The sequence below is a fragment of the Kribbella sp. NPDC023972 genome (assembly GCF_040639075.1).
GTDB lineage: Bacteria > Actinomycetota > Actinomycetes > Propionibacteriales > Kribbellaceae > Kribbella.
The window spans coordinates 80017-94027 of the sequence record NZ_JBEZZH010000015.1 but is presented as its reverse complement, the minus strand read 5'-3'; the positions used below and the strand labels follow the sequence as shown (position 1 = coordinate 94027).

Below are 14011 nucleotides of genomic sequence, written 5' to 3'. Positions count from 1 at the left end.
TCTGTGACCATGGTTGCCCAGGCAGACGACGCGTTGTTCCGGCCGGTGCGGACCGGGAACCCGTTCGAGGAGACGGTCGAACGGTTGCTGCAGGCAATCAAACTGGGAGTGGTCGGACCGGGAGACCGGCTACCGTCCGAACGCGACCTGGCGGCCCGGCTGAACGTCAGCCGGGTCACCTTGCGCGAGGCGCTGCACGCGCTGACCGAGGCCGGGTACGTTGAGTCCCGGCGCGGGCGGTACGGCGGTACGTTCGTGAACGCGCAGCTGCCGAAGCCTCGTCGTACGCCGGCCAAGCGGCTGGCCCGCGAACTGGCTGACGGGCTGGACGACGCCTTGGTCCTGCGCTCCGCGCTGGAGACCGGCGCTGCCGAAGCGGCCGCGGCCCGCTTGTTGAGCTCTGCCGAACAGGACCACCTGCGCCGGTGTCTCGCCGAGACCTCGGCCGCGTCGCTGACCGACTACCGCCGCTTGGACTCCCGGCTGCACCTGGCGATCGCCGAGGTCACCGGCTCACCCTCGCTGACGTCGGCCACCGCCGACGCGCGCATGCGGCTGAACGAGCTGCTGGATGCGATCCCTCTGCTGGAACGCAACATCGAGCACTCCAACGAACAACACGAGGCGATCGTCGACGCCATCCTGGACGGCGCTCCGGAGGCCGCCCGGCGCGCGATGCAGGAGCACCTGTCCGGCACCGCCGCCCTGCTCAGAGCCTTCCTCAGCTTCCCCTGACGCGATCCGTGTCCCGAGCTTTCCCGCCGGCGGAGGCTCTGGCTTTTGTGTACAAGGTGCGGGTGTTCCATTCGTGCCCCGGCACAACAGTGCCGTTCTGACCGCTCTGATCCGGCCTGCGACGGGTGACAGGATGGTGACGGGATGGTTTCCTCATGTGACACTCGCCGTGTCGGATGGTCATTCAGCGTGATAATCGGCGAGGGTAATCCTTCGAGGAGTTTAGTGATCGATGACTGACGACGAGCTGGTCGGCCGCGCCGGGCTGGTCGAGCGTGCCCGGAAGCAGCTCGAGACCAGCGGCAGCGTGCTGCTCTACGGCCCGACCGGGATCGGCAAGTCCGCGCTCGGCCGCGCCCTCGTCGCGGATCGGACCCGGGGCGGCTGCAGGGTCCTCAGCGCCGCCCCGTCACAGTCCGAAGCCGGTCTTCCGTACGTCACCCTCCTCGACCTCCTCTCCAACCAGCTCGAGCTCGCCTGGCAGGTCCTGCCCGACCACCTCCGCCAGCCGCTCGAGGTCGCCCTGCTCAAGGCCAGCGCGCCCGACACTGTCCGCGACGAGCTGGCCGTGCGCCTCGCCGTCCTGCATGTCCTCCGCCGCCTGGCGGCAAATGGCCCGGTGTTACTCGTCGTGGACGACATCCAGTGGGTGGACCCGTCCAGCCTCGAAGTCCTCACCTTCTGCGCCCGCAGGCTGACCGACGGGGTCCACATGCTCGCCACCGAGCAGGTGGCCGACGGCGACCTCCCGGTGATGGCCGAAGCGTGCCCGGAGCCGCTGCTGCAGCTGGAGGTGCCACCGCTCACGGAGCCCGACGTACTCGGCCTGCTGCGGCAGCGTCTCTCCAGTCCGCTCCCGGTGCGCACAGCCCGCCGCATCTTCACCGCGAGCGACGGCAACCCGTTCATGGCGCTGGAGCTCGGCCGAGCAGTGCTGCGGCACCCGCAAGGCGTGTCGCCCAACGACCCGCTCCCGGTGTCCAGCCGCCTCAAGACGTTGCTCGGCGACCGCCTGGCCGACCTGTCGTCGGGTGCGCACGAGCTCCTGCTCCACGCCGCCTCCTCTCCACGCCCGACCACGAGCCAGCTCGCGCAGTCCCTCGGACGGCCGATCGACTCCGAGCTCGCCGAGGCGGAGGCGCTGGGGCTGGTCGACGTGTCATCGGAGCGGTTGCGGTTCACGCACCCGCTGCTGCGGGAGTTCGTGTACGCCGAGGCGACCTCGGCCGCACGCCGTCAGGCCCACGCGCAGCTGGCCGCCGCGGTGGACGAACCGGTCGAGAACGCGACCCACCGGGCGCTCGCTACCCAGGAGGCCAACCCGGGGCTCGCCGTCACCATCGAAGAGGCCGCCGCGGTCGCGGCCAGTCGTGGTGCGCCCGGTGCCGCGGCGACGCTCTGGCGACTGGCGGCCGAACGTACGCCGATCAGCCTGCCGGACGATCGCGCTCGACGCCTGACCCGCGCCGCTGACGACGCCGCAGCCGCCGGACATCTCGCGGAGTCGGCCGAGATGGCGCGTCTCGCCGTACAGGCGGCGACCAAGTCGGAGACCAAGGTGCCCGCGCTGCTGCTGCTGGTGGATGCCGCCTGGCCCGACCGTGAACGGCGGGTCGAGCTGCTCGCTGAGGCGTTCGAGGCTGCCGTCGGGGACAAGCGGCTCGAGGCTCGGGTGCGGATCATGCGCAGCCACAGCGCGTACTTCGACCGCCGGCTGGACGCGGCGCAGGATGACGCGCGGGTGGCCGAGGCGCTCGCGCGGGAGTGCGGTGACACCGAGGCGGTGGTGGACGCGTTGAGCGCGTCGAGCTCGGTGCAGATCGCCCGGGACGCCGAGCAGACCGCTGACGCGCTGCTGCAGGAGGCGGCTGAGCTGGCGCGCGACCTCCCGCTCACCAAGACCGTGGTCAACGCGCGGCAGATGGCGGCGATGCGGGAGCTGTTCCGCGGTCGGACCGCCGAGGCGATCACCGCGATCAGCGCGCTGGTCGACGAGGTCCGCGACGGCGGCGCGATGCGCTGGCTGGCGTCCGTACTGATCTCGGCGACGGCGATCTACGAGCGCAGCGGCCGTGGTGCGGACGCGCTCGCGGCGGGCCACGAGTGCTACCAGCTGATGCAGGACATCGGCGAAGAGGCCGAGGTCGGGATGATCATCGCCAGCCGGGCGGAGTGGGCCGGCGGTTCGGCGGCGATGGGCCGGCAGTTGGCCGAGGCCGCGCTGGAGGGTGTCCGGCTGGTCGGCAACGACGAGTGGACCGGTCCGGCGCTGGCCAGCCTGGGGCTGATCGGCGTACTGACCGGGGATCCGCAGCGTGCGGTCGAAGCGTTCGACGCGATCGCGGACTCAGGCGAGGCGGCGATGCCGTGGGACCCGGCCGTCATCCCGTGGCACGCCGACTATGCGGAGGCGTTGGTCGCGTCCGGGCGGCTGGAGGATGCGGCCGCGCTGATCGCCGAGATCCGCCGGCGGGCCGAGATCCTGGACCGTGCGGTCGTGCGGGTCGGCCTGGCGCGTTCGGAGGCGCTGCTGATCGCCAAACAAGGTGATCCGGCCGCCGCGCTCGACCTGCTGGAGCAGACGATCAGTACGGCGGGGGACCGCGTCTACCCGTTGGACCTGGCCCGGTGCGAGCTGACCCGCGGCCGGGTAGCGCGCCAGGCCCGTCGCCGCTCGGTCGCGCGGACGGCCTTCCTGGACGCGATCGAGCAGTTCGAGACGTACGGCGCGCCCGCCTGGCGAGAGGTGGCCGAGACCGAACTGGCCCGCCTCGACGTTCCCAGCCGCAGCCGCCAGCCCTCCGAACTGACCGACAACGAGCAGCAGATCGTCGCCATGGTCCGCGACGGCTCGACCAACCGCGAGATCGCCGCCGCTCTCTACCTCAGCGTCAAAGCGGTCGAGTCCCAGCTCACCCGCCTCTACCGCCGCTTCGGCGTGGCGAACCGTACCCAACTCCTGCGCATGGTCGACCGCCCCAACCCCTGAGCGACGTTGTCGGTTGAAGGTCGTACGGGTCTGCAGGGAATCCCTTGTGGTGACCCGCTGGTAGCTCGACATCCCTTGCCGCTCTCCGGCCGGTGCCTCAGGGTCGATGACGTGAGTTTCGCCGCTCGCCCCGGGGCGGCCGAGTGAGGCGCGGCCGCCCCGATTTCCTCGCCAGGGACAATGGACAGGTGAAACTCGAACGCAAGCACGCACTGGTCCTGCTCGGGATCGCGGTCTGGAACGTCGTCACCTACCTGCGCTTCATCAAGGCACTCGCCGACACAGAGGGCCGCCCGACCGGGTACTACGTCGCCCACACGATCCTGATCGTCGTCAACCTGCTGATCGCGGCGGTCCTGGGTACGTGGGGCGTCCGGGCGTACAAAGCCTCCCGGACCAAGGTCAACGCCTGACGAACCGCGCCGGGGTGACACCCAGCATGCGGCGGAAGTGCCGGTTCAGGTGTGACTGGTCGTAGAAGCCGGCCAGCGTCGCCACCTCGGCGGGCGGGCACCCGTCGAGCAGGTACCGCCGTGCCAGATCAACCCGTCGCCCGGTCAGATACCGGTGCGGCGGCATCCCGTACTCGCGGCTGAACGCCCGGACCAGGTGCGCCGGATGGGCATGCACCAGCTTCGCCGCGTCGTCCAGCGTGATCCCAGCCGGCACGGACTCATCCAGTACGTCGCGCAGCCGCGAAGCCACCCCGGGATCACGGCGATCGGGCGGATCGCCGACATTCCGCTGCAGGTGTTGCCGCAACCGCTCCTCGATCAGCGTGAGCCGGCTCTGCGCCTCGAGGTCTTCCTTCCCGTCGAGCAGTACGCCGTGTAACTGGTGGATGCGGTGTCGCAGGACGGGATCGACGTACTCCGGCTGGTCGACAGCCGCGCCGATCACGTTGTCGCCGAGTCGACCGGGGTCCAGATACAGCACCCGTTTGCGGAACCCCTCTGGCCGGACCGACCGGCCGTCGTGCGGCACGTTCGGCGGGAGCAGCGACACCTGCGCCTGAGCCAGCCCGTGCTCGCGGTGGTCCAGGTCATAGCGCACCGCACCCTCGTCCACGATCAGCACGGTCCACGCGTCGTGCGTGTGGCTCGGGTACGCGTGGGAGGGGAAGTGGGCGTGCAGAACCTCGACGACACCGCTCAGCGCGGGCCGCCACGCCTTGACCTCAGCGCCACTGCTCACGGTAAAGAACATACGCTGCCTGCCGTGAAGGTCTATCTGAGCGTGGACATGGAGGGCATCACCGGGCTGGTCGACGCGGAGGACGTCCAGCCGCCGGGGCGGGACTACGAGCGTGGCCGGGTCCTGATGACCGAGGACACGAACGCGGCCGTTCGGGGTGCGTACGACGCGGGCGCGACCGCCGTCCTGGTGAACGACGCTCACGGCCCGATGCGCAACCTGCTGCCCGAGCTGCTCGACCCGCGCGCGTCGCTGATCAAGGGCCGCCCGAAGCCGATGGGCATGATGGAGGGCCTGACCAGTGAGCACGACGCCGTCTTCTGCATCGGCTACCACGCGCGCGCCGGGGTGCTCGGCGTACTCAGTCACAGCTTCATGGGCCACGAGATCGAGGACATCTGGCTCGACGACCAGGTCACCGGCGAGATCGGCCTCTTCCACGCCGCGGCCGCCGCGTACGGCGTACCCGTCGCCATGCTCACCGGCGACGACACAGCCTGCACCGAAATGACCGCCTGGGACCCCGCCGTGGCCACCGTCCCGGTCAAGTACGCCAAGGACCGCTTCGCCGCCCAGTTGGTCCCTGTCCCCGAGGCCCGAGCCGCCATCGAAACCACCGCCCGCACGGCCCTGGCGAACCTCCCACCCCTCCCGGCCAGCCGAACCACAACCCGCCAACTCACGGTCCGCTGGCAATCAGCCTCAGTCGTCTCCCACCTCACCGCCATCCCGGGCGTCGAACGCCGCGACGACCGCACAGTCACCGTCCACGCCGACATGCTCCACCTCTACCGCCTCTTCAACCTCTTCCTCCGCGTAGCCACCGCGGTAACGACCAACCCGCCCTACTGCTGACTCGGCGGGGGTGATGCGGTGGCGCCGGCCAGAGGTCAAGAACGTACAAGACGGGGCGTTGGGCGGCCCGCGACGATGGGTGGGTGGATGATGAGACGGTTCGGTTCGATACCAAGATCGCGGTGTTGTTGCGGGATGACCTGGCGGTGTGGCAGCGGCTCAACGTGACGGCGTTCCTGGTGAGTGGGATTGCGGGGACGCGTGCCGAGGTGGTGGGGGAGGCCTATCAGGACGCGGATGGCACCACCTACCTGCCGATGTTCAGGCAGCCGGTGATGGTGTTCGAGGGGTCCAAGGAGTTCATGCGTACGGCGCACGAGCGGGCGCTCAAGCGCGGCATCGAGCACTCCGTGTTCACCCAGGAGTTGTTTGCTACGGGCAACGATCGGGACAATCGGGCGGCGGTGAAGGCGGTCCGGACAGCGGAGCTTGACCTGGTCGGGATCGCGGTCTACGGGCCGAGGAACGCCGTGGACAAGGTGCTCAAGGGCGCCGCCAAGCACCCGTGAGCGCGTAACGCGCTGCCGACCTTCCCCAGACAGCAACCAACCTGTCATTCCCTCTCCGTGTTCGAACCGAGATCCAACCGACGATAGCCGTCACCCAGGCGACGAAAGCCCCTGGACCGGGCGCGGTCCAGGGGCTTACGGATGACGGCAGGGGTCAGACGCGGCGGAAGATCAGCGCCCGCTTCACTTCCTGGATCGCCTTGGTGACCTCGATACCGCGGGGGCAGGCGTCGGTGCAGTTGAACGTGGTCCGGCAGCGCCAGACACCCTCCTTGTCGTTCAGGATCTCCAGCCGTTGCTCGGTGCCCTCGTCGCGGCTGTCGAAGATGAACCGGTGCGCGCCGACGATCGCCTGCGGGCCGAAGTACTGGCCGTCGGACCAGAACACCGGGCAGGACGTCGTACAGGCGGCGCAGAGAATGCACTTGGTGGTGTCGTCGAACCGGTCCCGGTCGGCCTGCGACTGGATCCGCTCCCGGGTCGGCTCGTGGCCGCTGGTGACCAGGAACGGCATCACCGAGCGGTACGCGTCGAAGAACGGCTCCATGTCGACGACCAGGTCCTTGAGCACCGGCAGGCCCTTGATCGGCTCGACGGTGATCTCCTTCTCCGGGTTCAGGTCCTTGATCAGCGTCTTGCAGGCCAGCCGGTTGCGGCCGTTGATCCGCATCGCGTCGGAACCGCAGACACCGTGCGCACAGGAGCGGCGGAAGGTCAGCGTGCCGTCCTGGTCCCACTTGATCTTGTGCAGCGCGTCCAGCACCCGGTCGGTCGGCTGCAGGGTGACCGAGTAGGTCTTCCACTCGGCCTCGTCGACGACCTCCGGGTTGTACCGCAGGATCTTGACCTTGACGTCCATCAGTACTTGCGCTCCATCGGCTTGTAGCGGGTCTGGACGACCGGTTTGTAGTCGAGCCGGATGTTCACATTGCCTTCGGCATCGACCTCGCGGTACGCCATCGTGTGCCGCATGAAGTTGACGTCGTCGCGCTTGTCGTAGTCCTCGCGGAAGTGACCGCCGCGGGACTCCTTGCGGGCCAGCGCGGACACCACCAGCACCTCGGCCAGGTCGATCAGGAAGCCCAGCTCGACCGCCTCGAGCAGGTCGGTGTTGAACCGTTTGCCCTTGTCCTGAACGGCGACCCGGGCGAACCGCTCCTTCAGCGCCTCGATGTCGACCAGCGCCTGCTTCAGCGAGCCCTCGGTCCGGTACACCTGCGCGTTCAGGTCCATCGTGGCCTGCAGGTCGGCCCGGATCGCGGCCACCCGCTCGTCGCCGGTCGCGTTCCGCAGCCCCTCGACGAGCTCGACCACGAAGGTCTCCGGTGCGGCCGGCAGCTCCTCGAAGGCGGCGGTCTCGGCGTACTCGGCGGCCGCGATACCGGCCCGGCGGCCGAAGACGTTGATGTCCAGCAGCGAGTTCGTGCCCAGCCGGTTCGCGCCGTGCACCGACACGCAGGCGACCTCGCCCGCGGCGTACAGGCCGGGGATCACGTCCTCGTTGTTGGCCAGCGCCTCGCCCTTGATGTTGGTCGGGATCCCGCCCATCGCGTAGTGCGCGGTCGGGAACACCGGGATCTGCTCGGTGTACGGCTCCACGCCGAGGTAGGTCCGGGCGAACTCGGTGATGTCCGGCAGCTTGGCGTCGATGTGGGCCGGCTCCAGGTGGGTCAGGTCGAGCATCACGTACGCGCCGTCCGGGCCGCAGCCGCGCCCCTCGCGCACCTCGTTCGCCATCGCGCGGGCGACCATGTCACGCGGCGCCAGGTCCTTCACCGTCGGCGCGTACCGCTCCATGAACCGCTCGTTGTCCTTGTTCCGCAGGATGCCGCCCTCGCCGCGCGCCGCCTCGGACAGCAGTACGCCGAGACCCGCCAGGCCGGTCGGGTGGAACTGGAAGAACTCCATGTCCTCCAGCGGCAGGCCCTTGCGCCAGACGATGCCCATCCCGTCGCCGGTCAGCGTGTGCGCGTTGGACGTGGTCCGGAACACCTTGCCGAACCCGCCGGAGGCGAACACGACCGACTTGGCCGAGAAGATGTGCAGCTCGCCGGTGGCCAGCTCGTAGGCGACGACACCGGTGGAGCGGCCGTTCACCATCAGCAGGTCGAGCACGTAGAACTCGTTGAAGAACTCGACGTTCTGCTTGATGCACTGCTGGTACAGCGTCTGCAGGATCATGTGGCCGGTCCGGTCGGCCGCGAAGCACGACCGCCGGACGACGGCCTCACCGTGGTTGCGGGTGTGGCCGCCGAAGAAGCGCTGGTCGATCTTGCCCTCGGCGGTCCGGTTGAACGGCAGGCCCATCTTCTCCAGGTCGAGGACCGCGTCGACGGCCTCCCGGCACATCACCTCGGCCGCGTCCTGGTCGACCAGGAAGTCACCGCCCTTGACCGTGTCGAAGGTGTGCCACTCCCAGTTGTCCTCCTCGACGTTGGCCAGCGCGGCGCACATGCCGCCCTGGGCCGCGCCGGTGTGCGACCGGGTCGGGTAGAGCTTGGTCAGGACCGCGGTCCGGGTCCGCTTGCTGGACTCGAGGGCGGCGCGCATACCCGCTCCGCCCGCGCCGACGATGACTACGTCGTACTGATGCCGCTGCATCTGTGAGCTGTCCTTACTTGTTGCAGACCGACAGCGTGGAGCTGGGGTCGAGGCAGGGGTCGAAGGTGAAGATCACCAGGGTGCCGAGTACGACGATCACGATCGAGGCGGTGATCAGCAGGGACTTCAGCCAGAACCGGGTCTGGTCCTTCTCGGCGTAGTCGTTGATGATCGTGCGCAGTCCGTTGGTGCCGTGCAGCATCGCCAGCCACAGCATCAGCAGGTCCCAGACCTGCCACAGCGGGTTGGCCCACTTGCCGGCCACGAAACCGAAGTCCAGCGCGTTGATCCCGTCGCCGAGCATCAGGTTCACGAACAGGTGGCCGAGCACCAGGACGACGAGGGCGAGGCCGGACAGCCGCATGAACAGCCAGCTGTACAGCTCGAAGTTGGTCTGCCCGGACCGGTTCCGGCCGCCGCCCTTGAGCGAGCGGGAGCGGGAGCTGGACCGGGGTGCCGCGATGTCGGTCATCTCAGCCTCCGAAGACGTGTGAGAGGTGCCGGATCACGAACGGCACGAACAGCACCACCCAGATCACGCCCACGCCGATCATCAGCTGCCGCTGGTAGCGCGGGCCCTTGGCCCAGAAGTCGACCAGGATGAGCCGGATGCCGTTGAACGCGTGGAACAGGATCGCGGCCACCAGACCGACTTCGAGCAGGCCGACGAGCGGGTTCTTGTAGGTGCCGATGACCTCGTTGTACGCCTCCGGGGAGACCCGGACCAGCGCGGTGTCCAGCACGTGCACCAGGAGGAAGAAGAAGATCCCCACCCCGGTGATCCGGTGCGCGACCCATGACCACATGCCCTCCCGGCCGCGGTAAAGCGTGCCGGCTGGTTTGCTGGGCAAACCGATCCTCCGATCGGACGTCAGACCGAGAGCCGATGCACGCGGCACGCCGGGACCTGAGTTGGGCCCCGCGCAGTCTCACGGGGCGGCCGCGATCGGCTCGGCCCGGCGAAAACCGGACCGGTTCGATGCTAGTCCTGCCGGTCGGCCCATTTTGTCCTGACAGGTGTGACATCGCTCTCCAAGTGGCCCGTTGGGCAAGACCGGGAGTGGCCCTCGACGGACCGCCGACGATGTTCTTGACTTCAACTGAGCTTGAGAGCCGAGACTCTGGAACGGCCCGGGATGTCGCCCGGGTCACAGCGAGGGGAGAACACAGTGAGTTTCTGGATCTGCGCGACCTGTGCGGTCGAGCACTCCGAGCAGGGCGAGGTCTGCGCGATCTGCGCCGACGAACGCCAGTGGGTGCCCGCCGACGGCCAGCACTGGACCACACTCGACGAGCTCGCCGCGGCCGGCACCCAGGTCGTGATCGAGGAGGTCGAACCGGACCTGTACGGCGTGACGTCGAAGCCGCCGGTCGGGATCGGCCAGCAGGCGATGTTGGTGCGGACGGCCGAGGGCAACCTGCTCTGGGACCCGATCGGATACGTCGACGACGACGCCGTACGCCGGGTGCGTGAGCTCGGCGAGGTCGCCGCGATCATCGCCAGCCACCCGCACATGTACGGCGTACAGGTCGAGTGGAGCCACCGACTCGGCAACGTCCCGGTCTACGTCTCCGAGGCGGATGCCGAATGGGTCGCCCGGCAGGACCCGGTGATCCAGACCTGGTCGGGCAAGCTCACCCCGCTCCCGGGCATCACCGTGATCCAGCCCGGCGGCCACTTCCCAGGCAGCGCGGTGGTGCACTGGGCCGGAGCCGCGGACGGCAAGGGCGTCATCCTGTCCGGCGACACCATCTTCGCCAACCCCGACCGCACCTCGGTCAGCTTCATGCGCAGCTACCCGAACCGCATCCCACTGTCCGGCGCCGTCGTCGACCGGGTCGCCCGGTCCCTCGACGTCTTCGACTACGACCGCCTCTACAACAACTTCGGCTCCGTGATCCCCGTCGACGCCAAAGCCGTAGTCCGCCGCTCAGCCGACCGCCACGCCGCCTGGGTCCGCGGCGACTACGACCACCTGACCTGACCTGTGCTCGGACGCCCCCTGTGTTTTGGGGCGTCCGAGCCCTTCGTCAGGTACGGCCGACAGCGAGGCCGTCGATCTGGACGAGTTTGCCGGTGGAGGCGGAGACGAGCTTCAGTGTGCCGCTGAAGAGCGTGCTCTGGACCGGGAGGCCGAGCAGGATCTGGCGGTGCGTGGTCGGGTAGGCCAGGTTGACCGTGGTCAGGTACCTGTTCCCGGCGTACACCGCGACCGATCCGCAGGTCGGGCAGCGGGTGGCGACCAGGAAGAACCGCTTGCCCTGCACGGTCCGGGTCAGCGACTTGCCGTACGCCGTGGTCTGCGTGGTGGTGCCGTAGTAGAACGCCGATCCGGTCGCCCGGGTCCAGCCGGTCGAGGCCAACGTCAACGACCGGTCGTCGAGCGGCCGCGAGAAGCACCGCTCCACACTCCACTGGCCGACGTTCCCCAGCTTGTCCTTCGCCCGCACCGAAACGCAGTACTCGTACCCGGCCGCGACGGCAAGGTTCATCGACGTCGCGGTCGTATTCGTCCACGGCTGCACGTAGGCGCCGTACGCCCCGGCGGAGGTGGCCCGGCGGTAGCGCACGTCGTACGACGCCACCCCGTTCGCATCCGTGGCGGACACCGTCAGCGTCGCCGTCGCGGCCACCGACGCCTGATACCCCGGCCCGGTCATTCGAGCCTCCGGCCCTCTGACATCGGCGTTCAACGTCCGGAGCGCCTTGGTGACCCGCCCGTCCGGCTCCGTGGCGACGATCGCCACGGTGTTCTCGCCCGAGCTCACGATATCTGCCACGTACGGCGAGGTGCACGGTGTGGACGGGAGCGCGAGGATCCTGCAGGTGAACGTCGTCCCCGGGAGGAGTGCCGAGGCGTCGAACGCGACGGAGGTCTGCGGACCGACAACAGCCGGCGTCGGTGCGATCGTCACACCGAGCCGCTGCCAGGCGAGATCCAGGCGGGCCTCGTCCTTGTCGGGTCCGAGCCTGACCGCGGGCTGGTCGACCTTTCCGAGCGTGACTCCGAGCTGGAAGATCCGCCCCGCGTCGGTGAGGGCGACCAGCTGACCACCGTCGGGATCCCAGCTGATCGAACGTACCGTCGCGCCAAGCGACGGGCCCGTGCTCGGCGTCAGGGATGTGGAGTCGATGACCTGCACAGCGGTCCCCGACCCGAACGCGACCCAGTTCCCGTCCGGCGACACCCGGACCGGTGTTCCGTCCGCCGGTGCGACCGGGGCGGGCATCGTCTTCAGCCTGGTGCCACCCGGCTTGGCTTCGATCCGCGCGATCCGGTCGTCCGTCAGTCGGCGGTCGACCACGATCAGGCTCGCCGCATCCGGCATCCAACTCGGGCTGGTGATGTCACAGGCCACCTTTGCCGGCGTACCACCGGCGGCCGGGATGACGTAGACGCAGGGGGTGTCGTTCTCGGGTGCCTGGAAGGCGATGCGGGTGCCGTCCGGTGACCACGACAGGTGGGTGATGGCCGCTGATGACGTCCACAGCTGTACCGGAGCACCGAGCCCGTCCGGATCGAGGCGGCGCGACCACAGGACCCGCTCGCCAGTGTTCGTCACGTAGGCGAGTGAACGCCCGTCGGGCGCGCTGGCGACGGCCTCCTTCGGCTGGTCGGCGGTGCTGTCGCCCGGGAGCGGTACGGCCCATCCGGACAGGCTGGCCGCCATCAGTTCACCGGCCGTCGGCTCACCCTGGATGATGGCGAGCTGAGCCGGCACGCGGCCCGGCGCCGTGCGTGGTCCCGTCGGGCCCTCGCCCACCTCGTTGACGACGGAGACGGCGTACTCGACTCCGGCCGGCGGGTCAGCGTCGGCGACACTCATGATCTTCGCCGACAGGACGGCAGCGATCCACTGCGTGGTTTCCGCACCGTTCAGGTAGCGATGGAGGTAGTAGCCACGCACCGGGGTGCCACCGGACGCCTGCAGACTCGCCCAGGTCACGGTATGACCCGTGAAGGTGCCGGCCACGCTCACACCCATGGAGGTCGGCAGCTGGACACCCGTGCCCGTCGCCAGCACGCTGTGCATGCCGGACGTGGTGGTGTCGTCGATCGTCAGCCGAGCCGAGTAGGGGCCATCCTGCCGCGGCCGGAACTGCATGGTAAGCGCGCACGAGGCGGCCACGGGCAGTGTGGCCGGGCAGTTGTTCGAGGTTAGCGCCCAGTCGTTCCCGGCGCCGGTGTTGAGCCATGCCTTGACGATCTTCACCGGCTCGGTGCCGGTGTTCTTCACTGTGATCGGGACGTCGCTGGAGCTCTTCCCCGTCATCACCCGCCCGAAGTCCGGACGGTCCGGCGTGACCGAGAGGTTCTGGTAGCCGGCCGTGCTCCGGAAGCGGATGTCGAGGTCGGTGCGAACGGTGGTGCCACCGCAGAAGGGGACCTGCAGGTTGGCCGTCAGGGTCTCGAGTGCGAGGTCTGGCGTGTAGGTGACGGCGGTCACCCAGAGCTCCCCCCAGGTCGTGCAACTGCGATCGCCCTGCGTCAGCTCGACCTTTGTCGCAGGCAAGAAGATGTAGCCCGGTCCGGACAGAAGAGCCGGGATTCGCAGCTTGAGCGAGCCGGCCGACAAGATACGCGATCCGTTGTCCGGCGCGGACGCCGTGACCGGTCCGGCGGTCTCGTCCCGCAACCAGGTGTCGCCCGCACCGTGGTGGGCGTTCAGAACGAGTACGTCGGTGTCGCCGACGGACGGCGCTTCGGCGACGCGGGTGGCTTTGACCTCCGGGCTGGTGGCCGGGTCGGTGCCGGTGGTGGCGACGCGGTAGTCGGCGGTAGTGCCGGCTGGGATGGTCTCGTCGATCCAGGTGGTGGTCGAGTCGGTCAGGGGGCCGCTGATGTCCTGCCAGTCGGCGGTGCCCTGCTTACGTTCGACGCGGTAGCCGGAGGCGTCCACGTCGGTCCAGGTGACACCTATGCCTTGGCGGGTCGGGAAGACCTGGGCGGTGGGTGCGGTGACGGTCTCGTCGCCGAAGGCGGCGTGGGCGAGGAAGGGGATGGTGATGGCCGCGAGGGCGGCGGCCAGGGCGTAGCGGAAGAGGGCGGGTCTGCGGGCGCGGCGCATCGAATCTCCAAGCAGGGGATTTCCGGCGCGCGCCCCGAACGCACCGGCGAGAAAGGAA

12 protein-coding genes are annotated in these 14011 nt (G+C 69.1%); 6 read left to right on the top strand and 6 right to left on the bottom strand.

What is annotated here, in order from left to right; genetic code table 11:
- The first annotated feature begins 9 nt into the window (after positions 1–9).
- From AB0F43_RS36425 to AB0F43_RS36415, 3 genes are all read left to right on the top strand, one after another.
- Positions 10–735, top strand: coding sequence for an FCD domain-containing protein (locus AB0F43_RS36425; RefSeq protein ID WP_360487864.1), 726 nt, complete (start codon positions 10–12; stop codon positions 733–735).
- A 232-nt stretch (positions 736–967) separates the two neighbouring features.
- On the top strand, positions 968–3724 hold the full coding sequence (locus AB0F43_RS36420) for an AAA family ATPase (RefSeq protein ID WP_360487861.1): 2757 nt from the start codon (positions 968–970) through the stop codon (positions 3722–3724).
- Positions 3725–3912: 188 nt separating this feature from the next.
- Entirely contained in the window at positions 3913–4137 is a 225-nt protein-coding gene (locus AB0F43_RS36415; RefSeq protein ID WP_360487858.1) for a hypothetical protein, read from the top strand.
- Here AB0F43_RS36415 and AB0F43_RS36410 read toward each other — a convergent pair.
- Positions 4127–4918, bottom strand: coding sequence for an AraC family transcriptional regulator (locus AB0F43_RS36410; protein ID WP_360487855.1), 792 nt, complete (start codon positions 4916–4918; stop codon positions 4127–4129). The genes AB0F43_RS36415 and AB0F43_RS36410 overlap by 11 nt on opposite strands.
- Positions 4919–4942: 24 nt before the next feature.
- On the opposite strand from AB0F43_RS36410, the gene AB0F43_RS36405 reads away from it, so the two are divergent.
- Together AB0F43_RS36405 and AB0F43_RS36400 are read left to right on the top strand one after the other, a co-directional pair.
- Positions 4943–5773, top strand: a complete 831-nt coding sequence (locus tag AB0F43_RS36405) for a M55 family metallopeptidase (protein ID WP_360487852.1) — start codon at positions 4943–4945, stop codon at positions 5771–5773.
- 83 nt (positions 5774–5856) lie between these two features.
- A complete protein-coding gene (locus AB0F43_RS36400; RefSeq protein WP_360487849.1) occupies positions 5857–6282 on the top strand; it encodes a DUF2000 domain-containing protein in 426 nt (141 codons plus the stop codon).
- Positions 6283–6436: 154 nt separating this feature from the next.
- On the opposite strand, the gene AB0F43_RS36395 is transcribed toward AB0F43_RS36400, so the two are convergent.
- From AB0F43_RS36395 to sdhC, 4 genes are read right to left on the bottom strand one after another with little or no spacing between them, the layout of a single operon-like run.
- Positions 6437–7141 (bottom strand): succinate dehydrogenase iron-sulfur subunit, encoded by a 705-nt coding sequence (locus tag AB0F43_RS36395; protein WP_132326561.1) that lies wholly within the window; start codon positions 7139–7141, stop codon positions 6437–6439.
- The gene (gene sdhA, locus AB0F43_RS36390) at positions 7141–8883 is read right to left on the bottom strand and encodes a succinate dehydrogenase flavoprotein subunit (RefSeq protein WP_360487846.1); all 1743 of its coding nucleotides are present in this window, start codon (positions 8881–8883) and stop codon (positions 7141–7143) included. Before sdhA ends, AB0F43_RS36395 begins: the two co-directional genes overlap by 1 nt.
- Before the next feature lie 13 nt (positions 8884–8896).
- Entirely contained in the window at positions 8897–9355 is a 459-nt protein-coding gene (locus AB0F43_RS36385) for a succinate dehydrogenase hydrophobic membrane anchor subunit (protein ID WP_360487843.1), read from the bottom strand.
- Between the two features lies 1 nt (position 9356).
- The gene (sdhC, locus tag AB0F43_RS36380; protein ID WP_360487840.1) at positions 9357–9734 is read right to left on the bottom strand and encodes a succinate dehydrogenase, cytochrome b556 subunit; all 378 of its coding nucleotides are present in this window, start codon (positions 9732–9734) and stop codon (positions 9357–9359) included.
- Positions 9735–10052: 318 nt separating this feature from the next.
- On the opposite strand from sdhC, the gene AB0F43_RS36375 reads away from it, so the two are divergent.
- Positions 10053–10868, top strand: a complete 816-nt coding sequence (locus AB0F43_RS36375) for an MBL fold metallo-hydrolase (RefSeq protein WP_360487837.1) — start codon at positions 10053–10055, stop codon at positions 10866–10868.
- 46 nt (positions 10869–10914) lie between these two features.
- Here the strand turns inward: AB0F43_RS36375 and AB0F43_RS36370 are convergent, their stop codons facing one another.
- A complete protein-coding gene (locus tag AB0F43_RS36370; protein WP_360487834.1) occupies positions 10915–13953 on the bottom strand; it encodes a choice-of-anchor D domain-containing protein in 3039 nt (1012 codons plus the stop codon).
- Positions 13954–14011 lie beyond the last annotated feature (58 nt).

What these genes read in the sequence shown, in the direction of transcription:
- AB0F43_RS36425 (WP_360487864.1), top strand. Translation starts at nt 10, where the DNA reads ATGGTTGCCCAGGCAGACGACGCGTTGTTCCGGCCGGTGCGGACCGGG.
- AB0F43_RS36420 (WP_360487861.1), top strand. Translation starts at nt 968, where the DNA reads ATGACTGACGACGAGCTGGTCGGCCGCGCCGGGCTGGTCGAGCGTGCC.
- AB0F43_RS36395 (WP_132326561.1), bottom strand. Translation starts at nt 7,141, where the DNA reads ATGGACGTCAAGGTCAAGATCCTGCGGTACAACCCGGAGGTCGTCGAC.
- sdhA (WP_360487846.1), bottom strand. Translation starts at nt 8,883, where the DNA reads ATGCAGCGGCATCAGTACGACGTAGTCATCGTCGGCGCGGGCGGAGCG.
- AB0F43_RS36385 (WP_360487843.1), bottom strand. Translation starts at nt 9,355, where the DNA reads ATGACCGACATCGCGGCACCCCGGTCCAGCTCCCGCTCCCGCTCGCTC.
- AB0F43_RS36370 (WP_360487834.1), bottom strand. Translation starts at nt 13,953, where the DNA reads ATGCGCCGCGCCCGCAGACCCGCCCTCTTCCGCTACGCCCTGGCCGCC.